Source organism: Mesorhizobium sp. M0030 (assembly GCF_040323695.1).
Taxonomy (GTDB): Bacteria; Pseudomonadota; Alphaproteobacteria; order Rhizobiales; family Rhizobiaceae; genus Mesorhizobium.
The window spans coordinates 578,739-599,582 of record NZ_JAMYVE010000001.1 but is presented as its reverse complement, the minus strand read 5'-3'; the positions used below and the strand labels follow the sequence as shown (position 1 = coordinate 599,582).

Genomic DNA, 20,844 nt, shown 5'->3' with positions numbered 1-20,844 from the left:
GCCAGCCCGGAAAGCGGGAGGCGCTTTCAAAAATTCAATGCTAATAAGCTCTTGCCAGGCAATTCCAGGAAAACTGTGCGGCGGTTTCCCGTCCCGGAATTGCGTAAGAAGGACGTGAGCAGCGAAGGCGACGGCAGGACATGGCAAGAACCGATATAGCGCGGCGCGTCTATAATCACACCTGGAAGCTGGACCCGATCGTCCGCAGCCTGCTCGACACCGATTTCTACAAGCTTCTGATGCTGCAGATGATCTGGGGCATGTACCCCAAGGTCGACGCCACCTTTTCGCTGATCAACCGCACTACCTCGGTGCGGCTTGCCGACGACATCGACGAAGGCGAATTGCGCGACCAGCTCGACCATGCCCGCACGCTGCGCTTCTCCAAGAAGGAGATGATCTGGCTTGGCGGTAACAATTTCTATGGCCGCAAACAGATCTTCGAGCCGGAATTCCTCGCCTGGCTAGAAGGTTTTCGGCTGCCCGACTACGAGCTGTCCAAGCGCGACGGTCAGTACGAGCTCTCCTTCAGCGGTCCCTGGATGTACACCACCCTGTGGGAAATCCCGGCGCTGGCGATCATCAATGAGCTTCGTTCCCGCGCCGCCATGCGCGCCTTCGGTCCCTTCGCGCTTGACGTGCTGTATGCACGCGCCAAGGGGAAGATGTGGGCCAAGACCGAACGCTTGAAGGCGCTGCCCGGCATCCGCATCTCTGATTTCGGCACCCGCCGCCGCCATTCGTTCCTGTGGCAGCGCTGGTGCGTCGAGGCGCTCAAGGAAGGCATTGGCGAAGCCTTCACCGGCACCTCCAACGTGCTGCTGGCGATGGACAACGACCTCGAAGCGCTCGGCACCAACGCGCATGAATTGCCGATGGTTTTTGCCGCCCTTGCCAAGTCGGAAAAGGAATTGAAGGAATCGCCCTACAAGGTGCTGCAGGACTGGCAGCGCTATTATGGCGGCAACCTGCTGATCGTGCTGCCCGACGCTTTCGGCACCGCATCCTTCCTGCGCGACGCGCCGGACTGGGTCGCCGACTGGACCGGCTTCCGCCCCGACAGTGCGCCGCCGATCGAAGGCGGTGAAAAAATCATCGACTGGTGGCGCGAGAAGGGCAAGGACCCCAGGCAGAAGCTGCTGATCTTCTCCGACGGGCTCGAGGTCGAGACCATCGAGGAGACCTACAAGCACTTCAAGGGCAAGGTGCGCATGTCCTTCGGCTGGGGCACCAACCTCACCAACGATTTCGAAGGCTGCGCGCCGACCGAAACCAACAGCCTGGATGCGATATCGCTGGTCTGCAAGGTGACGGAGGCCAATGGCCGGCCGGCGGTGAAGCTGTCGGACAATCCGGCGAAAGCGACGGGCGACAAGAAGGAGATCGAGCGCTATCTCCGGATTTTTGGGGCGAAGGACCGCGTGGAGCAGCTGGTCAAGGTTTGAGGGTCGGCGGGTGCCTTGCTGGACGAAATGGAAATCGCGATAGCGTGAGTTCCCGCCCAACCCCCTCTGTCCTGCCGGACATCTCCCCCGCAAGGGGGGAGATTGGCAGCGTCGAGTACCGCGCCTCTTTCTTTACCCTTGAAAGTTGGCGAAAGCCCCGGCGACATCCAATCTCCCCCCTTGCGGGGGAGATGGCCGGCAGGCCAGAGGGGGGTGTGAAGGATCGCGTCAGGCTGACATATGTCGCCTGCTCCCCCACCCTCACACTCCTCCCCACCCCTGCCTTCGCCCACGCCTCCGACCGCGGCCACGTCCTCCTGCTTCCCACCGGCTACTACATCGCCGGCGGCGCGCTTGCCGTCGCGGTCAGCTTCCTCGTCCTCGCCCTGCTGCCACCCGCAACCCTCGACCGCTTCTGGCGCCGCCGCTTACAACTTTTCACCTTCAGCGACACCGCCCGCACAATCATCAGCCTCATCTCCTTTGCCGGCTTCGCAACCCTCATCGCCGCCGGCCTGTTCGGCAGCCGCGACCCGCTCTCCAATCCGCTGCCGCTAACCATCTGGACGCTGCTCTGGGTCGGCCTTGCCATCGCCCAAGGCCTGTTCGGCGATCTCTGGTCGTGGCTGAACCCATGGTATGGCCCGTGGCGGATCGTAAGCCGCCTGTTCGAGCTTCGTGGCGGTGAGGGACAGGAATCGCGTTTGCCTTCATGGCTCGGCTGCTGGCCGGCCGTTATCCTGTTCTTCGCCTTCGCCTGGTTCGAGCTGATCGACCCGGCGCCCGACGATCCGGCGCGGCTGGCCTATGCCGCCGGCCTCTACTGGTTGCTTACCTTCATCGCCATGCTCGCCTTCGGCTACCGCGATTGGAGCCGGCGCGGCGAATTCCTGACGATCTTTTTCGCCATGGTGGCTCGTTTCGCCATCGTCGAGCGCGATGAACACGGCCGCCTCGCTCTCTGCTGGCCCGGCGCAAAACTGCTCGGCGCAGCGCCCCTGCCGGCAAGCGGTATCGCCTTCCTGCTGCTCAGCCTGTCATCGGTGTCCTTCGACGGCCTGTCGAAAACCTTCTTCTGGCTCGGCCTGTTCGGCATCAACCCGCTGGAATATCCCGGCCGCACCGCGCTCATCGGCATAAGCAGCTTTGGCCTCGTGCTGACCTTCGTCTTGCTCGCGGCGGCATTCCTGCTGGCCGTCATACTCGGCCAGCGCCTTGCCGGCAGCCGACATTCCCACGGCGAGGCCGCCGGGCTGCTAGTCTGGTCGATCGTACCGATCGCGCTCGCCTATCATGTCGCGCACTATCTGACGGCGCTGCTGGTCGACGGCCAGTATGCGATCGCCGCTTTGTCCGACCCGTTCGCGCTGGGATGGAACCTGTTCGGCGCCGCCGACATGCAGATCGAGGCCGGCATCGTCGCCGGGGCCCACTCCGCCTGGTGGCTGTGGAACCTGCAGGCCGGCATCATCATCGCCGGGCACATGCTGGCGGTGCTCGTTGCCCATGGACTGGCCTGGCGACTGCACCAGGTGCCATCGCGCGCCGCCCTCAGCCAGTTGCCGCTCACCATGCTGATGATTGCCTACACGATCTTCGGCCTGTGGTTGCTTGCCACGCCGACGGCCGGATGAGACAAGCTGATCCACATGCCTTTGCGGAAAGCCCGCTTGCAAGCTCTGTGCTTTGGTGATTTAGTTTGTACACATGCAATTTCTGCCCCTCCTGCAAGGGAGTGGCCTTGCCTCGTTACAGACAGTCAAAACTCAAAAACAGGGGAACTGCCGTGACTGACAAGAATGGGTTTTTCGATCTCTCCAAATCCACCCTTAGCCGCCGCACCGCGCTGAAAGGTCTCGCCGCCGGCGCCGGGCTGACGCTCGCGCCCGGCTTCGTCCGCTACAGCCAGGCGCAGAGTTCGGCGCCAATCAAGATCGGCTTCCAGTCGCACCGCACCGGCATCGGCGCCGCCTATGGCCGCTGGTATGAAAAGACCAGTGCCGCCGCGGTCAAGGCGATCAACGACGCCGGCGGCATCAATGGCCGACCTGTCGAACTGGTGATCGAGGATGACGGCACCGATCCCGGCCGTGGCGCCGAGGTGGTCGGCAAGTTCGCCACCCAGCACAAGACCGACATCGTCTTCGGCACGCTGTTCTCGCATGTGGTGATCGGCTCGGCGCCGGCCGCCGGCGAAAACAAGATCCCTTATTTCGTCGTCAGCGAAGGCCACCACGTCGCTTCGACCAAGCTCAACCGCTATGTCTTCCAGCCTGGCATCACCGATGTGAAGAGCCAGATCCAGTCGATGGCGCCATGGATCGCGGCCAATGCCGGCAAGAAGGTGACGCAGATCTTCCCCGATTTCGCCTTCGGCTACGACCATCGCGACTACCTGCCGCCGGCGCTGAAGGCGCAAGGCGCCGAGGTCATCGCCCAGATCGCCATCCCGCCGACAGAGTCATCTTTCACGAAATACTTCCCGCAGATCCCGGCCGAGACCGAAGTCATCTACCACGTGATGGTCGGCCCGGCCGTGCTCACCTTCGTCAAGGAACTCGGCGAGTTCTACGGCTCCAACCGGCCGCAACTGTTCGGCTTCATCGATTCGCTCGAAGCCACCGACATCAACAGCCCCGGCCTCGAATTTTTGGACGGCAGCCATTTCTGGGAAGGTTCGCCGCGCTATGCGCAGGCCAATGACTCGGCCGCCCAGAAAGCCTACCGCGCCGCTGTCGGCATCGACGACAATGGGGCTGCCGTCGGCGACCCCAAGGACGTCTCCACCGCCGCCCACATGTTCGGCTGCTGGGAGACGCTCTATGTCGTTAAGAAGGCGATGGAAGATGCCGGCTACAAGGGCCCGGAAGACCGCGCCAAGCTGGTCGAGGCGACCGAGGCTCTGACCGAATTCGCCGAAGGCCCGGAGCATCCGCAAGGCCCCAAGACCTTCAACGGCAAGATCCACCAGTGTTTTGGCATCCAGAACATCTCCAAGGTCGAAGGCGGCAAGATGAAGGTCGTCCACAAGACCAAGATCGAGGACGGGCTTTACGAGGCCGAAGGGGATTATACGACGCAGGCGCTGTGAGGCGCCTTACCCTCCCCCTTGTGGGGAGGGTCGGCGCGCCAGCATCGCACGTTTTCGGAGGTTGGGAGAAGGGGTGGGGGGAGCGCCGGCCCCGGGCCAACCCCCCCCCCCCCGCGGGGGGGGGCCCCCCCACCCCCCCCCCCCCCCCACCCCCCCCCCCCCCCGCCCGGCGGGCCGCCCCCCCGACGGCCCGTGCCCAACCCCCACCCGACCGCTGCGCGGTCACCCTCCCCACAAGGGGAGGGTAAGGGCGCCCTGAATGCATTTCGGACCCCACCTCCTCCTCGCCGCCCTCGAAGGCCTTGTCACCTCCGCCGTGTTGGCGCTGACGGCGCTTGGGCTGTCGCTGGTGTTCGGCGTCATGCGCGTCGTCAACGTCGCCCATGGCGAGTTCTTCATGCTGGGCGCGGTGCTGGCCTGGGCGATCTCGACGGCGATACCCGGCCATCCCACGCTCGGCTTCCTGGCGGCGCTGGTGATTGCGCCGCTGATCGTCGGCGCCATTGCGCTGGTAGCCGAGCGGCTTGTGCTGCGCCGGCTCAATTACAATCCGGAAGCCACCATCGTCGCCACGATCGGCATGCTTTACATCATCCAGCAGCTGGCGTTGAGCTTCTATGGCCCGGAAGCGCGCCCGGTGGAGCCGCCCTTCAGCTACCGCATCCTTTTGCCCTGGTTCGGCTATTCCGGCTACAAGCTGTCGATCATTGCCGCTTCGGCCCTTCTGCTCATCGCCACCTGGCTGGTGCTGACGCGCACCAAGATCGGCCTCATCATGCGCGCCACCCAATATGACAGCGAGACGGCGCAGGCCTTCGGCATTCCGGTCGACCGCGTCTATGCCGGCGTCTTCGGGCTCGGCGCCATGCTGGCGGCCATCGCCGCCGTGCTGATCGTGCCGATCAGTCAGGCGCATTATCTGATGGGACAGGACCCGCTGCTGTTGTCCTTCATCGTCGTCATCATCGGCGGCCTCGGCTCGCTGCGCGGCACCGTCGTCGCCGCCGTGCTGATCGGCCTGTCCGACGGCATCATCTCGGTGTTCTTTTCGCCGACTTTGGCCAAGATCATCGCCACGCTGCTGGTGGCCATGGTGCTGGTATTCCGGCCGCAGGGCCTGTTCGGGCAGGCGTCGCGATGAGCGAAGCTTCGCCGGCAAAAGCCTATGCATTGCATCTCGGCGTCATCGCGCTACTGTTTGCGCTGAGCTTCGTCCTGCCCGACTACCATCATGGCCTGCTGGCCCGCATCATGGTGCTGGCGGTGTTCGCCATGGGCTACAACATGCTGTTCGGCTATGTCGGCCTGCTCAGCCTCGGCCACGCCATGTTCTTCGCCGCCGGGCTCTATGGCGCTGGTCTCGCGGTCATCCATCTCGGCTGGAGCGTGCCTTTGGCTTTCCTCGCCGGCATCGCCTGCGGCGCGCTGCTGGCACTGGTGATCGGCCTGCTGGCGCTGCGCACCACCGGCGTCGCCTTCATGATCGTCACCATGATGTTCGCGCAGGTGTTTTACCTCGTCATCCTCTATTTCGCCGCCTGGACCGGCGGCGACCAGGGTCTGGTCGTGCCGCAGCCGGCGCGGGTTCTGGCCTTCGGCGCGACATCGCTCGACCTAACCAACCCGACCGTGCGCTACATGAGCGCGCTGGCGCTGTTCTCGGTCGTGCTGCTGATCACCCTCGCCATCGTCCGCTCCCGCTATGGCCGCGTGCTGGTCGCGGTGCGCGAGAACGAGGAGCGCACGAAAATGCTGGGCTACGACACCTTCTCCAACAAGCTGATCGCCGTCGTCGTCTCCGGCACCATCTGCGCCGCCTCGGGTGCGGCCTATGCGCTGCTGTTCGGCTATGTCGGCTCGAGCTTTGCCTCGGTGCAGTATTCCATCCTGCCGCTGCTCTGGGTGCTGCTCGGCGGCGCCGCCACGACGCTGGGCGCGCTGCTCGGCACGGTGTTCATGTACTATGTCATCGACACCGCCAGCGGCTACACCTCCGCCTATCTCCTGATCGTCGGTATTGCGCTCATCCTGCTGGTGCTGTTTTTCCCCAAAGGCATTCTGGGCACCATCCGCCAGCGCTGGCTCGGGTGGCTCCCATGATGCCGTTGCTGACCACCAAAGGCCTGGCGCGCAGTTTCGGCGGCCTGCGCGCCGTCGACGGTGTCGATTTTCAGCTGATGCCGGGCGAGATCCGCGCCGTCATCGGCCCCAATGGCGCCGGCAAAACCACCTTCGTCAGCCTGGTCAGCGGCCGCATTCAGCCATCGTCCGGCATGATCGTCTTCGACGGCGCCGACATCACCAGCCAGCCGGCCTATCTCAGGGTGCGCCGGGGCATCGCCTACACCTTCCAGATCACCAGCGTCTTCGCCAACCTCTCTGCCTACGATAATGTCGCGCTGCCGGTGCAGCGCACGCTGACCGATGCCCGCTCGAAAGGTGCGGTGCGCACCGGCGTCATGGCCGCGCTGGAACGCACCGGACTGGCCGGCCGCGCCCATATGCCGGCCGGCCAGCTTTCCTACGGCCATCAGCGCATGCTGGAAGTGGCAATGGGCCTGGCGCTGAAGCCGCGGCTTTTGATCCTCGACGAGCCGACGCAAGGGCTGGCCGACAGCGAGATCGACAATTTCATCGACCTGGTGCGCGAGATCGCCAAGAGCGCCACCGTGCTTTTGATCGAGCACAACATGCCTGTCGTCATGCAACTGGCCGACCGCATCACCGTCTTCAACGCCGGCAGGATCCTGGCCGAAGGCACGCCCGAACAGGTCCGCGCCAACACACAGGTGCAGGAAGCCTATCTGGGAACGGCGGCATGAGCGAAGCCCCCAAAACTGATACCCACACGACTGAAGCGCTGACCATCTCCGGGCTCGACTGCTTCTACGGCGAGGTTCAGGTGCTCTACGGTCTTGATCTCGTGCTCAACAAGGGCGAGGTGCTGTGCCTGTTCGGTCGCAACGGCGCCGGCAAGACGACGACGCTGAAAGCGACCATGGGGCTGGTTCGGTCGAGCGCCGGTTCGATCCGGCTCGCCGGCAAGGAGTTGACCGGCCTGCCGGCGCATGAGGTGCCCAAGGCCGGCGTCGCCTATGTGCCGCAAGGCAGGCGGCTGTTCGCCGAGATGACGGTGGCGGAAAACATCGAGATCGGCCTGATGGCGCGCGGCAAGGGAAGAGCGACGCGCGAGAGCGTGCTCGACCTCTTCCCGTTGCTGCGCCAGCGGCTGCGGCAGCGCTCCGGCACTTTGTCCGGTGGCGAACAGCAGATGTTGGCCATGGCCCGCGCGCTTTGTCTGGAGCCGCAGGTGCTGTTGCTAGACGAGCCGACGGAGGGGCTGATGCCGTCGATGATCGCCAAAATCCGCGAGACGGTGGTGAAGCTGCGTGAGCTAGGTGTCTCCACCATTCTGGTCGAACAGCGCGTCGACGCCGTGCTGTCCGTCGCCGACCGCGTCTGCTTCATCGAGAACGGCCGCAACCGCGAGACCGTCGATGTCGAGCAATTGCGCGCCGACCCATCGGCAGTCAGGCGCTATGTCGGCGTCGGCTGATCAGCCGAAAAACAGGAACCCGGCGATCAAAAAGATCGGGATCAGCACCAGCCCTGACCATGCCATGTAGCCGAAGAAGCCCGGCATCTTCACACCGCGGTGTCGGGCGATGGCGTAGACCATGAAGTTGGGTGCATTGCCGATATAGGTGTTGGCGCCCATGAACACCGCGCCGGCCGAGATCGCGGCCAGCGTCGAGGCCGCCTCCGTCATCAGGTGCCGCGCGTCGCCGCCTGCGAGTTCGAAAAACACCAGATAGGTCGGCGCATTGTCGAGGAAGGACGACAGCCCGCCGGTCAGCCAGAAATAGGCGAGATCATTGGGCTGGCCGGTGGGTGACGTCACCAGCGCCACCAGCGGCGCCAGCGCGCCGTCATGGCCGGCGCGAAGGATGGCAATGACCGGCACGATGCAGATGAAGATGCCGGCAAACAGTTTTGCCACCTCCGCGATCGGGCCCCAGGTGAAGCCGTTGGCCTCGCGATGGCTCTTGAGGGAAACGACAAGCGACAGCCCGGCGAGCGCCAGGATGATGGCATCGCGCACCAGGTTCTGCAGTTCGAGGCCGACGCCGAGGATGGAGAAAGTCACGCCCGGCTTCCAGGCAGCTGAAAGCAGGATCGCGGCAATGACGCCGGCCAGCAACGGCAGATTGGCCAGGCCGCGAAGGCGCACCTTCGTATCCGGCGTCGGATCCTTGATCTTCGGCGCGCCGCCTTCACGGCGATGCAGCATGATGTCGATGGCCAGGAAGACAAGCAGCACCAGGCCGCCGGTAAACAGCGTCTCGCGCCAGAGGTTCGCCGACGTCCAGAAGAAGTCGACGCCGCGCAGGAAGCCGACGAACAATGGCGGGTCGCCCAAGGGCGTCAACGAGCCGCCGATGTTAGACACCAGGAAGATGAAGAAGATGACGACATGGGCGTTGAACTGCCGGTTGTCGTTGGCGCGCAGCATCGGCCGGATCAGGATCATCGAGGCGCCGGTGGTGCCGATCACCGAGGCCAGCATCGCCCCGACGAGCAGCAGCCCGGCATTGACCAGCGGCGTGCCATGGATGTTGCCGGCGACAAGGATGCCGCCCGAAATGGTGTAGAGCGCGAACAGCAGGATAATGAACGACATGTATTCGGTGAGCAGCGTGTGCAGCACGGCTTCACCGGCTACCGGAACGCCGAATGCAACCATCAGCGGGATGACCGCCAGCGCTCCCCAGCCGGCGGCGATCTTGCCGTAATGATGCTCCCAGACATGGTGGAACAGCAGCGGTCCGGTGGCGATCGAGAGCAGCAGGCCGGCGAAAGGCAGCGCCCACCACAGCGACATGGCAGCATCGGGCAGGCCGCGGGCCTCGGCCGCGAAGGCCATTTGCGGAGACACAGCGGAAGCGAGTACACCTGCCGCGAAAGCCTTCCCCAACTGTGTGCAGCCCCCTCGCTGCGTCACGATCCAGTCACTCCGAGATCGGGTCTTCGAGCTTCACCCCGGCATCGCGCATCCTCTTCAGCATCGCCTCGACCGAACCGTTTAGATCGATGCCGCGGCACGCGTCGAGCCGCACCGTCGTCTTGAAGCCTTGCTTGACCGCGTCGAGGGCCGAAAAGGCAACGCAGAAGTCGGTCGCCAGGCCAACCAGGGTCACACTGTCGATGCTGCGCTCCTTGAGGTAGCCGGCGAGCCCCGTCGGCGTCTTGTGGTCGTTCTCGAAGAAGGCGGAGTAGCTGTCGATATCAGGGCGAAATCCCTTGCGGATTACCAGCTCGGCCTTGGTCCAGGCGAGCCCCGAGTGAAAATCCGAGCCGAGGCTGCCCTGGATGCAATGGTCCGGCCACAGCGTCTGCGGCCCATAGGGCATCTCGATCGCGCTAAAGGGCTGCGCCCCCGGATGGTTGGAGGCAAAGCTCGAATGTCCGGCCGGGTGCCAGTCCTGCGTCAGCACGACATGCTCGGCATGCCGAATCAGATCGTTGACCAGCGGCACGATTTCGTCGCCGCCGGCAACCGCCAGTGCGCCGCCGGGGCAGAAGTCGTTTTGCAGGTCGATGACAACAAGCGCTTCGTCGGCCATGGCGCCTCTCCTCTTCTACGTCTCGAACGGGGGATCGAGTGAAATACGCCGCTGATGCGACCGGATGCTGAAACTTGACCGGATGGCCGCCTGCGTCAACCTCTGCAAGCGTAAGAAATGCTTGGCGGCCGGGTTCCCTTAAACTCCGGCTTTGACAATTTCCGCCAGCTTGATATCATTTGCATACGAATGAATTTGGCCTGATCAGACATTGGCGGGGTTCGGGAAGACCCCACCTTCTGAAGGCCCCAATGGGAAGGCCGATTTTTTTGGAAGGCAAAGCGTGATCCGTTACGCGAAACCCACCACGCTCGACGAGGCGCTCGCTCTGCTGGGCGAGGGCGCCTGGCGCGTGCTTGCCGGCGGCACCGATTTCTATCCGGCGCAGGGCGCCAAACCGTTCCGCGACAATGTTCTCGATATTAACGGCCTGGCCTCGCTGCGCGGCATTGCCGAGACCGAAACCCATTGGGTTTTGGGCGCCCGCACCACCTGGACCGACCTTGTCCGCCATCCATTGCCGGCGGCTTTCGATGCGCTGAAGCAGGCCGCGCGCGAAGTGGGCTCCCTGCAGATCCAGAATGTCGCCTCGATCGCCGGCAATCTCTGCAATGCTTCGCCTGCCGCCGATGGCGTTCCGGGACTGCTGGTGCTGGACGCCGAGGTCGAGCTGCGCTCTGCAGCCGGGACGCGTCATCTGCCGCTGCAGGAGTTCATTCTCGGCAACCGCCGCACCGCGCTGCTACCGGGCGATCTGGTCACCGCCATCCGGGTGCCGAAGCCCAGGGCCGCCGGCACGTCGGCCTTCGTCAAGCTCGGTGCGCGGCGCTACCTCGTCATCTCCATCGCCATGGTGGCGGCGCGCCTCGTTGCCGAGGCTGGCATCGTCATGGAAGCCGCTGTCGCGGTCGGGTCCTGCTCGGCCGTGGCCAGGCGGCTCGCCGCTGTCGAAGCCGTGCTGGTGGGCAAGCCTGTCGGCCCGGCACTCGCCGATGCGCTCCTGTCCGCGCCGATGGCCGAGCTCTCGCCGATTGCCGACGTGCGCGGCAGCGCCGAATACCGGCTCGACGCAGCGCGCGAGCTTGTCGCCCGCGCCGTGCTGGGGACTTGCGGGCTGACGAACGACAACAGCATGGTGGCGGCATGAGCCACTCCGAGATGATTGAAGCCCTGCCTGATCTCATGCCGGGTTTCGGCCCCGAGCGCGTAGACATCGTCTTCGCGGTCAATGGCGGCGCCGTCTCGGTCAACGTGCCGCCGTTGCGCCGGCTGTCGCAGGTTTTGCGCGACGAATTGCAGCTGACCGGCACCAAGGTTGGCTGCGATGCCGGCGATTGCGGCGCCTGCACGGTGCTGGTGGACGGCGACGCCGTCTGCGCCTGCCTGATGCCAGCGGCCTCCGCAGCCGGGACGTCCGTAACGACCGTCGAAGGCCTTGCCGATGGCCGGTTGTCGGCGCTACAGGCGTCTTTCCTGGCGCATGGCGCCGCGCAGTGCGGAATCTGCACGCCGGCGCTGCTGGTCGCGGCAACGGCGCTGCTGGATGGCACGCCGAATCCGACCGAGACCGAGGTGCAGGATGCGCTGGGTGGCATCCTGTGCCGTTGCACCGGCTACAGAAAGATCATCGCGGCAGTGATGGATGCGGGACGGTTCGAGACGTCGACCGGCGGCGCTGCCCCTCATCCGCCTGCCGGCACCTTCACCCCGTATAGTGACGGGGAGAAGGGAAGTGCTCCAGCGCCGACGCTCCCCGCTCCCCGTTCTTCACGGGGAGAGGGTAAGGGTGAGGGGCAGCGCCAACGTCATTCGTTGGAATTCAACTTTGAACGTAGAATGCCAACCACAGGGAATGCTGTAGGCGCCTCCCCGGTCCGGCTCGACGGCGTGCCAAAAGTCACCGGCGCTGAAAAATTCGGCGGCGATGCCTTTCCCGCCGATGCGCTGGCCGTGCTGGTGGTCCGCTCGCCGCATTATCATGCCGGCTTCGCCTTCGGCGACCTGGAGGGCTGGGTGAAGTCGCATCCCGGCATCGCCGGCGTCTTCACCGCCGCCGACATCCCGGGAAAAAACTGTTTCGGCGTCATCGGTCCGTTTGCCGACCAGCCGGCGCTGGCCGAAGGCTTTGCGCGGCTGCGCGGCGAGGCAGTGGCGCTGGTCGCCGGCGAGCGCGAGGCCATGCTCGATCTCGACCTCCAGGATTTCCCGGTCCGCTGGACCGAGCTGCCGCATTTTCTGCAGCCCGGCGACGCGCAGGCAGAAGGGGCTGCGCTCATCCACGCGAACCGCCCGGCCAATTTGTTGACCAAGGGCTTTGTCGAGCGCGGCGACCCCGAGACGGCGCTTGGCGAGGCTGCTTACACGGTGTCCGGTGCCATCGACACCTCCTATGTCGAGCACGCCTATATCGAGCCGGAAGCCGGCCATGCCTACATGGACGGCGACACGCTGGTCGTCGTCGCCTGCACCCAGGCCCCCTATATGGACCGTGACGAAACGGCAAAGGTGCTCGGTCTTGCCGTCGACAAGGTGCGCATCGTGCCGACCGCGACCGGCGGCGGCTTCGGCTCGAAGCTCGACGTGTCGCTGCAGCCGCTCATCGGCCTTGTGGCACTGAAAACCGGCCGGCCGGCGGCGCTTGCCTACACCCGCACCGAATCGATGATGTCGACCACCAAGCGCCACCCCGCCGAGATGAAGGCGACCATCGGCACTGACGCCGAAGGCCATGTCACCGGCATGATCTTTTCCGGCGATTTCAACACCGGCGCCTATGCCAGTTGGGGGCCGACTGTCGCCAACCGCGTGCCGGTGCATGCCTCCGGTCCCTATGCGACGCCGAATTACCGCGCCGAAGGCCGCGCCATCCACACCTACGGGCCGATTTCCGGCGCCTTCCGTGGCTTCGGCGTGCCGCAGGCGACGATCATGCAGGAGACGCTCTATGATGAGCTTGCCGGCAAGCTCGGCATGGACCGGCTCGATTTTCGCCTGAGAAACTGCCTTCGGAACGGATCCGAAACGGTTACCGGACAGCGACTGGAGTCGGGAGTCGGTATTTTCGAGTGCCTCGACTCCTTGCGGCCGCATTGGGCTCGCGCGAAGGTCGACGCAGATACATTCAACAATGCCAATACGAGCAAAAAGCGCGGCGTCGGCATCGCGTCCTGCTGGTATGGCTGCGGCAACACCTCGCTGCCCAATCCGTCGACCATAAGGGTCGGTATCTCGCCAGACGGCGACGTCATCCTGCACCAGGGCGCCGTCGATATCGGCCAGGGCTCCAACACCGTCATCGCCCAGATCTGCGCCGACGCACTCGGCCTGCCGCTGGAAAAATTCAAGCTGAGAAGCGCCGACACCGCGATCAGCCCCGATGCCGGCAAAACATCGGCCTCGCGCCAGACTTTTGTCACCGGCAAGGCGGCCGAAAAAGCCGGCCGCGCCTTGCGCGAAAAGATCCTGCGTTTTGCCAATGTCTCGGAGAAAGCTGCCCTGCAATTGGACGGTCCGGCGATCGTCATTCGTGAGGGCGAAGCCACTCGGCGTATCGATCTCGCCGCGCTCGATGTCGATGCGGACAGTTTCGTCTTTCGCGCCGAGGAGACCTACGATCCGCCGACGCTGCCGCTCGATGCCAAGGGCCAGGGCAAGCCTTACGCCGTCTACGGCTATGGCGCGCAGATCGCCGAACTGGAGGTCGACCTCAAGCTCGGCACGGTGAAGCTCTTGAAAATCACCGCCGCGCACGATGTCGGCAAGGCTATCAACCCGCTGCTGGTCGAAGGCCAGATCGAAGGCGGCATCGCGCAAGGCATCGGCATGGCGCTGATGGAGGAATACATCCCCGGTCGCACCGAGAATTTGCACGACTATCTCATCCCGACCATCGGCGATGTGCCTGAGATCGAGCACATATTGATCGAGGTTCCCGATCCGGAGGGACCGTTCGGCGCCAAGGGCCTGGGCGAGCATGTGCTGATCCCGACCGCACCCGCCATCCTCAACGCCATACGCCACGCCACCGGCGTTCTCATCACCAAGGTTCCGGCGACGCCGGCGCGCATCCGCGCCGCCATCCGCGAAAAAGATGGCATCCGCGACAAGGAGGCACGCCGATGAGCGAGCTTGCCGAACGCTTCGAAACCCACGATCCGGGCGAAAAGCTGGTGGCGGAAAAGATCCGCTGCGATGCCTGTCCGGTGATGTGCTACATCGCCGATGGCCGCACCGGCGCCTGCGACCGCTACGGCAATGTCGGTGGCCGCATCGTGCGTATGGACCCGCTGACCATCCTCGACCATGCGGCAGAGAGTGGCGCCGCGGTCGTGCCCTTCACCGCCGAGGGCGAGCAATGGGACGGCGAACTGGTCAACACCGGCCGCCGCTTCGTCACTGCGATCGGCGCCGGCACCACCTATCCCGACTACAAGCCGGCCCCCTTCATCGTCAGCCAGGAGGTCGAGGGCGTCGATCTGGTGACCGTGGTCACCGAAGGCATTTTTTCGTACTGCGGCGTCAAGGTGAAGATCGACACCGACCGCCATCTCGGTCCCGAAACGGCAATCGTGCGCGCGCAAGGCGAGCCGATCGGCCACGTCACGACAGGCGAATATGGCTCGCAGATGCTGTCGCTGGGCGGCGTGCATCATCTGACCGGCGGCTCCAAGGCCGAAGGCCGGGCAACCTGTGACGCGATGCTCAGTCTGTGCAATCGCAAGCCGGTCGAACTGACCATCGATGGCGGCGCCACCATCATCGTCGAAGCCGGCAAACCACCTGTCATCGACGGCAAGCAGGAACACCGTATGCGGGTCGGCTGCGGCTCGGCCACGATCGGCATGTTCGCCACGCAATGGCGCGGCCTAGTCGACGAGGTGGTGGTGGTCGACGACCATATCACCGGCGTTGTCTCCGAGCATCAGGCCGGCAAGGTGCTGGGCTGGCAGGACACCGGCATCAAGATCATCGGCCGCCGCTCGACGCCGGGCCGCTATTTCAAGGTCTCCGAGCCCGGCCTTGGCTGGGGCGGCACCTCGATTTCCGACCCGCTGTCGATCCTCGGCGGATGGAACGCCAAGAAGGGCGCCCGCCCCGGCCTGTCGCTGCTGATGGTGTCGACCACCGGCGAGCAGTTCGCCTATTACGAACTCGACGACGAGTTGAAGCCGGTTGAAAAACCGTTCCCCGAGCGGCTGCAGAAATCGGTCGGCCTGATCGAGGACAATTGCGAGCCGGCGCTCTGCACCGTGCTGTTCATCGGCGGCGCCGGCGGTTCGCTGCGCGCCGGCGTCACCGAAAACCCGGTCAATCTCACCCGCTCGGTGCAGGGCTTGAAGACCTATGTTACCGTTGGCGGCGCGCCGGTCTATGTCTGGCCGGGCGGCGGCATCACGCTGATGGTCGACGTCATGCGCGTGCCGGAAGGCGCGTTCGGTTATGTCCCGACCCCGGCACTGGTGGCGCCGATCGAATTCACGCTGCGTCGCGACGACTATGTCCGGCTGGGCGGCTACGAGGCCGAGATACGAAGCGTCGAGGATATCGTTGCCAAAGGCGGCGAGTATCTCAACCCGCGTCGCGGTTCAGCCGCCGAGGCTCAAAACCCATGGCCGCCGCTGGCGCAATTGCGCCGCGCCGGCTCGAATGGGGCCGGGTGATGCAACGCCCGCAGGTCAACTGGCTGCAGGACGGCAAGCGGCTGCATCTCAACCACGGGCCGATCGACCTGATCGTCCAGGCCTTTGGCGAGGCGGATGAGTGTCGTGCCGCCTACGAGCAGGCGATCGAGCGCTTCCAGACGATCCTGATCGAGTTGGTCGAGGAGCTTCCCGAATTGCGGCTGCCGGCATTTTTCCTGGCGCCGCGCACCTTCGCCGGCCCGACGGCGCGGCGCATGGAAGCAGCCGTCATGCCCTTGGCGGAATGCTTCATCACGCCGATGGCCGCCGTCGCCGGATCGGTAGCCGACGAAATGCTCTCGGCATTGCTTGCCGGTCGCAAGCTCGACCGGGCCTATGTCAACAATGGCGGCGACAGCGCCCTCCATATCGGCAAGGGCCAGTCGATGAACCTGGCGATCGCCGGCACCGGCAACGGCATGGCCGACCGCCTCACCATTCGCTCGGCGGACGGCGTGCGCGGCGTCGCCACCAGCGGCTGGCGCGGCCGTTCGTTCTCGCTTGGCATTGCCGACGCCGTCACCGTGCTGGCCCGCACCGGCGCCGAGGCCGATGCGGCGGCGACACTCATCGCCAACGCCGTCGACCTGCCCGGCAATCCCGCCATCAAGCGCATTGCCGCGCAAGAACTGGCGCCCGACAGCGATCTCGGTGCACGGCTGGTGACACAAGCCGTCGGCATGCTCGTGCGTGGCGATGTGGAGCGGGCGCTGGACAATGGCCTTGCCGTCGCCGAAGATTTTCGCCGGCGCGGCCTGATTGCCGCATCGGCGCTGTTTCTAGGTGGGGAAGCGCGCATCAGTGGTTCCATGGCGCTTGCCGCGCCCAACAAAAATCCAGGGAAGGAAGTTGCCCATGCTTGAGTTTCCGATCCGCAAAATCGCGGTTCTGACCGAAGAGATCTTTCACGATGGCGGGCCGGTCGCTGCTCTGCCGCGCCGCCGCGCTGCAGCCGTGGCCTTGGTGAAGAACCCGTTCGCCGGCCGCTACGTCGAAGAACTGCAGAGCGCCATGGACGATCTGAAGCCGCTCGGCCTGCTGCTCACCGGCAAGCTCATTGCCGCATTGGGCGGCGACATCAAGCAGATCGACGCCTACGGCAAGGGCACCATTGTCGGCTCGTCGGGGGAGCTGGAGCACGGCGCGCTGTGGCACGTTCCTGGCGGCTACGCCATGCGCGAGCGGCTCGGCGACGCCAAGGCGATCGTGCCGTCGGCAACCAAGGTCGGCGCCTTCGGCTCGCGGCTTGACGTGCCGCTCGGCCACACCAACGCTGCCTATGTCCGCAGCCATTTCGACGCCATGGAAGTCGGCATCAGCGACGGGCCGCGTGCCGACGAAATCCTGTTCTGCCTCGCGATGAGCTGCGGCCCGCGCGTGCACGACCGTATGGGCGGCCTCGCGGTTGGCGATATCAAGGCTTGGGACGGCTTGCGATGAGCGGCGGTGACAATCTTCTGAAACTGGTCGAGGCCGAAGAGCCTGACGATCATGACTACCGCCTGCAGGAGCAGGTCGGCTTCATCCTGCGCAAGGCGCATCAGCGCCATGTCTCGATCTTTGCCGCCCAGATCAGCGACCTGACGCCGCCGCAATTCGCAGCGCTCGCCAAATTGCACGATGTCGGCGAGACCTCGCAGAACCAGTTGGGAACGCTGATCGCCATGGATGCGGCGACCGTCAAGGGCGTGATCGATCGGCTGAAGGCGCGTGGCCTGGTCGACCTGACCAAGCATGAGGTCGACAAAAGGCGCCTGCTGGTCAGTCTCACGCCAGAGGGACGCGAGGCGATCGAACGGCTGATCCCGTTGGCCCGCGCCATCACCCAGGAGACACTGGCGCCGCTGACGGCCAAGGAAGCGGCCACGTTTATGCGGCTGCTAGCGAAGTTAGCCTGATTTAGGCCCGCAGCCGAGCGCCTTCAGGATCGAAGAATGGCATCGGCGCCACCACCGCGCGGGTCGGCTTGCCGTCAATGTCGATGCTGAGTTCGGTCCCGATGGCGGTGAACGGCAGCCGCAAATGCGCCGTCGCCAGAACTTTGCCTAAGGAATAGCCGTGATCGCTGTAGGTGACGACGCCGGCATCCTCGCCGTCGGCGAAAACCCTGGCATCCGTCGCGGCCGGCTTGTCACCGTCGAGAATCAGCCCGGTCCAGCGTTCGTCGAGCCCCTTGTCGCGAATTGTGCGCAATGCCTCGCGGCCGATGAACTCGCCCTTGTCGAACTTGATCCAGCGATCGAGCCCGACATGGAAGGGCGTACGGCTCTCGTCCATGTCGATGCCATGCGCCGGATAGGCCTTTTCCAGCCCGAGCGTGAACATGGCCAGCACGCCGTATGGCTTCAGGCCGAAATCGCTACCGGTCCGCATCAGCGCGTCCCAGACGGAAGTGGCCTCGTCCGCCGGCACGAACAGTTCGAAGCCGAGCTCGCCGGTCACCCCGGTGCGTGAGATCAGGACTTTGGTCTCGCCGACGCGCCCTGAAGTGAACGCCCAGCGTTTCAACTCATCGAGATCGGCATCCGAAACCAGTGCTTTCAGCAGCTCGCGTGAACGCGGCCCCTGTATCGTCGGAAAGGCGACGGCCGCCGTGATGTCGGTGACATAGGCCTTTCGCGCTTCAGCATGATGCTGCAGCCAGGGCAGCATCTTCAGCCGGTTGACCGAACCGGTCACCAGCATGAAATGCTCCGATCCCAGCCGGAACACGGTGAGGTCGTCCATGATGCCGCCATCGTCGCGGCAGACGGTGGAATAGCGCACCTGGCCGGGGCTCATCGCGGCCGCATCGTTGACGATGATGTGGTTGACCAGCGCCTCGGCTTCCGCCCCCTTGATGTCCATCTTGCCCATGGTGCTGAGATCCTGCACGCCGACATTCTTGCGCGTGTTCAGGTGCTCGTCGGCAATGCCGGAGTAAGTTTTGGCCGAGACGAAATCGCCGCCGACCCGGCCCATCGTGGCGCCGAGGCCAACGATGCTGGTGTAGAAAGGGGAGCGCCGCTCAACCAAGAAACTTCTCCGTCATCTCATGAAAACGGCAGCGCCTGATGGCGCTGCCGAGGTAGGAGCGGTGAAGGGGTTAACTTCCGTAGACGTCGAACAAGAAGTATTTGTCGTTGATTTCCTTGTACTTGCCGTTGGCACGCAGGGCGTCGATGGCGGCATTGAACTTGTCGGCCAGTTCCTTGTTGCCCTTTTGCAGGGCGATGCCGACGCCGGGTCCATGAATGGCCGGATCGGCGGCCAGCGTGCCGAGCAATTTGCAGCAGGCGCCATCGGGCTTCTTCAGCCATTCGGTCAGGATGATCGAGCCGTCCATCATCGCGTCCAGCCGGCCATTGGCCATGTCGGTGCGGGCGTCGTCGCCGGTCGGATAGGCCTTGACGGTCGAGCCGGAGTATTTCTTCTCGGCGAAATTCTGGTGGATGGTGGCGCTCTGCACGCCCAGCACCTTGCCCTTCAGATCGTCAGGCGACGTGCCTGCAATGGTCGAATCCTTCGGCACGGCGATGGCCGGTGGCGTCTGGTAATATTTGTGGGTGAACTCGACCTTCTCGGCCCGTTCCGGCGTGATGGTGATGTTGATGATGGCGTCGAACTTGCCGGCCTGCAGCGCCGGAATGGAACCATCGAAATCCTGTACGGAGAATTCGCACTCGGCCTTCATCTCGGCACACAGCGCCTTGCCGAGGTCGATGTCGAAGCCGCCCAGCGTGCCGTCCGAATTGGCATAGTTGAAGGGCGGATAGGCGCCCTCGGTCCCGATCCTGAGTTTCTCGGCGGAGGCAGCACCGGTCCCAAGCAGCAGGGCGGCGGAAGCGGCAAGCACGAAACGACCGAAAAGACGCATGTTCCTGATCTCCGTTGACTAAGCAATTCCAGGGAAGGTGTTGGCGGTTTCCCGTCCGGAATTGCGCGAAAACAAGGATAGAAGTCTATGGTCTTTTGCAGGCCCCACGGAGACGGAAACGACATGCTCTGCGGCGATCACGGCGTGGCAAGCCGTCCTTCCCCAGGAATCTTACTGTGATCTAAATTACAGACCGATCATGGACATGGGCGCATGCTCAGCTGGAAGTAGACGGTCGTGGGAGGGACCTGGGGATGGACCAGCAGGAATTCGTGCAGGAAGCCGCGCAGCGGCGCATAGACGACGACATCGCCAAGCGCATCAGGGTTCACCAGGCCAACATCGAGCGGCTCGAAACCGCAAGGGAAAGTGCCGGCAATCTCGAGGCGGCCGTCGCCAACCGGCCGCTGGTGATGCTGGCGCAGGGCGATTCCTGGTTCGACTATCCGCTCACCGGGAACGGATTTCCGTTCGTCGACACCGATGTGATCGCGCAGCTGCGCCGCATCGGCTCGATGCCGCCGACCATCCTCAACCTTGCCCATCATGGCGATGCGGCGACCGACGAGATGTCGCTGCCCAAGCAGCAGCGCATGATCGCCGCCCTGCGCAACAAGGCCAACTGGCTGGACGGCAAGCCCGATGCCATCCTGTTCTCTGCCGGTGGCAACGACATTGCCGGCGACCAGTTCTGCATCTTCCTCGACTTCAATGACGGCCACGCCCCCGGGCTGAACAAGAACCGCTTCACCAAGGCGCTCGGCATGGTCGAGGCCTGCTATCTCGATTTGTTCGCGCTGCGCGACCGCGTCGCGCCAGGCGTGCCGATCTTTGGCCATTGCTATGATTTTCCGATCCCGAACGGAGCGCATCCGTCCTGTGTCGGCCCGTGGCTGAAACCGTCGCTCGATTTCTGCAACTGGACGGTCGCCAAGGGCACGGTCATCGTTCACGACGCGCTGGCGGCGTTCCGCGATGTGGTGAAGCGCCTGGCCGACGATCCCAACAACAATTTCCATCTGGTCGACACGCAGGGAACGTTGAAGGTGGCCGACTGGGCCAACGAACTGCATCCCGATCCCGCCGGCTTCAAGAAGATCGCGCAAAAATTCGCCGATGCGCTGAAGGCCAAGCTGCAGACCTGACG

General features: G+C 64.4%; 18 protein-coding genes. 14 read left to right on the top strand and 4 right to left on the bottom strand.

The features are described 5' to 3' along the window. The first annotated feature begins 140 nt into the window (after nucleotides 1-140). The 7 genes from pncB to NKJ80_RS02720 all read left to right on the top strand — a co-directional run bounded on the left by pncB (nucleotide 141) and on the right by NKJ80_RS02720 (nucleotide 8,092). A complete protein-coding gene (gene pncB, locus NKJ80_RS02750; protein WP_352497003.1) occupies nucleotides 141-1,445 on the top strand; it encodes a nicotinate phosphoribosyltransferase in 1,305 nt (434 codons plus the stop codon). Between the two features lie 191 nt (nucleotides 1,446-1,636). After that, nucleotides 1,637-3,079, top strand: a complete 1,443-nt coding sequence (locus NKJ80_RS02745; protein WP_352497002.1) for a hypothetical protein — start codon at nucleotides 1,637-1,639, stop codon at nucleotides 3,077-3,079. Between the two features lie 152 nt (nucleotides 3,080-3,231). Next, a complete protein-coding gene (locus NKJ80_RS02740) occupies nucleotides 3,232-4,536 on the top strand; it encodes an ABC transporter substrate-binding protein (protein WP_023671283.1) in 1,305 nt (434 codons plus the stop codon). 259 nt (nucleotides 4,537-4,795) lie between these two features. Further along, entirely contained in the window at nucleotides 4,796-5,677 is an 882-nt protein-coding gene (locus tag NKJ80_RS02735; protein WP_023671284.1) for a branched-chain amino acid ABC transporter permease, read from the top strand. Next, complete coding sequence (locus NKJ80_RS02730) at nucleotides 5,674-6,636, top strand: branched-chain amino acid ABC transporter permease (RefSeq protein ID WP_023689192.1); 963 nt, start codon at nucleotides 5,674-5,676, stop codon at nucleotides 6,634-6,636. The genes NKJ80_RS02735 and NKJ80_RS02730 overlap by 4 nt, the downstream gene beginning before the upstream one ends. Then, on the top strand, nucleotides 6,633-7,358 hold the full coding sequence (locus NKJ80_RS02725; RefSeq protein ID WP_352497001.1) for an ABC transporter ATP-binding protein: 726 nt from the start codon (nucleotides 6,633-6,635) through the stop codon (nucleotides 7,356-7,358). The genes NKJ80_RS02730 and NKJ80_RS02725 overlap by 4 nt, the downstream gene beginning before the upstream one ends. Further along, on the top strand, nucleotides 7,355-8,092 hold the full coding sequence (locus tag NKJ80_RS02720; RefSeq protein WP_023736901.1) for an ABC transporter ATP-binding protein: 738 nt from the start codon (nucleotides 7,355-7,357) through the stop codon (nucleotides 8,090-8,092). Before NKJ80_RS02725 ends, NKJ80_RS02720 begins: the two co-directional genes overlap by 4 nt. On the opposite strand, the gene NKJ80_RS02715 is transcribed toward NKJ80_RS02720, so the two are convergent. Beyond that, on the bottom strand, nucleotides 8,093-9,460 hold the full coding sequence (locus NKJ80_RS02715) for a sodium:proton antiporter (RefSeq protein WP_050586861.1): 1,368 nt from the start codon (nucleotides 9,458-9,460) through the stop codon (nucleotides 8,093-8,095). A gap of 85 nt (nucleotides 9,461-9,545) precedes the next feature. Beyond that, nucleotides 9,546-10,160 (bottom strand): bifunctional nicotinamidase/pyrazinamidase, encoded by a 615-nt coding sequence (pncA, locus tag NKJ80_RS02710; protein ID WP_023695900.1) that lies wholly within the window; start codon nucleotides 10,158-10,160, stop codon nucleotides 9,546-9,548. Between the two features lie 283 nt (nucleotides 10,161-10,443). Here pncA and NKJ80_RS02705 point away from each other — a divergent pair, with 283 nt between their 5' ends. The 6 genes from NKJ80_RS02705 to NKJ80_RS02680 are packed head-to-tail and all read left to right on the top strand — an operon-like array spanning nucleotide 10,444 to nucleotide 17,739. Continuing rightward, nucleotides 10,444-11,307, top strand: coding sequence for an FAD binding domain-containing protein (locus NKJ80_RS02705; RefSeq protein ID WP_352497000.1), 864 nt, complete (start codon nucleotides 10,444-10,446; stop codon nucleotides 11,305-11,307). An 11-nt stretch (nucleotides 11,308-11,318) separates the two neighbouring features. Then, a complete protein-coding gene (locus NKJ80_RS02700) occupies nucleotides 11,319-14,282 on the top strand; it encodes a molybdopterin-dependent oxidoreductase (protein WP_352496999.1) in 2,964 nt (987 codons plus the stop codon). Continuing rightward, on the top strand, nucleotides 14,279-15,820 hold the full coding sequence (locus NKJ80_RS02695; protein ID WP_023695902.1) for a hypothetical protein: 1,542 nt from the start codon (nucleotides 14,279-14,281) through the stop codon (nucleotides 15,818-15,820). Before NKJ80_RS02700 ends, NKJ80_RS02695 begins: the two co-directional genes overlap by 4 nt. Continuing rightward, nucleotides 15,820-16,704 carry a UPF0280 family protein gene (locus tag NKJ80_RS02690; protein WP_023832560.1) on the top strand — a complete coding sequence of 295 codons (885 nt, stop codon included), beginning with the start codon at nucleotides 15,820-15,822 and terminating at the stop codon, nucleotides 16,702-16,704. Before NKJ80_RS02695 ends, NKJ80_RS02690 begins: the two co-directional genes overlap by 1 nt. After that, entirely contained in the window at nucleotides 16,697-17,281 is a 585-nt protein-coding gene (locus NKJ80_RS02685; RefSeq protein ID WP_023832561.1) for an amino acid synthesis family protein, read from the top strand. The genes NKJ80_RS02690 and NKJ80_RS02685 overlap by 8 nt, the downstream gene beginning before the upstream one ends. Next, nucleotides 17,278-17,739, top strand: a complete 462-nt coding sequence (locus NKJ80_RS02680; RefSeq protein WP_023711349.1) for a MarR family winged helix-turn-helix transcriptional regulator — start codon at nucleotides 17,278-17,280, stop codon at nucleotides 17,737-17,739. The genes NKJ80_RS02685 and NKJ80_RS02680 overlap by 4 nt, the downstream gene beginning before the upstream one ends. Nucleotide 17,740: 1 nt before the next feature. Here NKJ80_RS02680 and NKJ80_RS02675 read toward each other — a convergent pair whose 3' ends face one another. Then, nucleotides 17,741-18,856 (bottom strand): aminomethyl transferase family protein, encoded by a 1,116-nt coding sequence (locus NKJ80_RS02675; RefSeq protein ID WP_023711348.1) that lies wholly within the window; start codon nucleotides 18,854-18,856, stop codon nucleotides 17,741-17,743. A gap of 70 nt (nucleotides 18,857-18,926) precedes the next feature. Then, on the bottom strand, nucleotides 18,927-19,697 hold the full coding sequence (locus tag NKJ80_RS02670; protein WP_023700430.1) for an ABC transporter substrate-binding protein: 771 nt from the start codon (nucleotides 19,695-19,697) through the stop codon (nucleotides 18,927-18,929). Nucleotides 19,698-19,951: 254 nt separating this feature from the next. Between NKJ80_RS02670 and NKJ80_RS02665 the strand changes: the two genes are divergently transcribed. Further along, nucleotides 19,952-20,842 (top strand): SGNH/GDSL hydrolase family protein, encoded by an 891-nt coding sequence (locus NKJ80_RS02665; protein WP_023689203.1) that lies wholly within the window; start codon nucleotides 19,952-19,954, stop codon nucleotides 20,840-20,842. The last annotated feature ends 2 nt before the right edge of the window (nucleotides 20,843-20,844 follow it).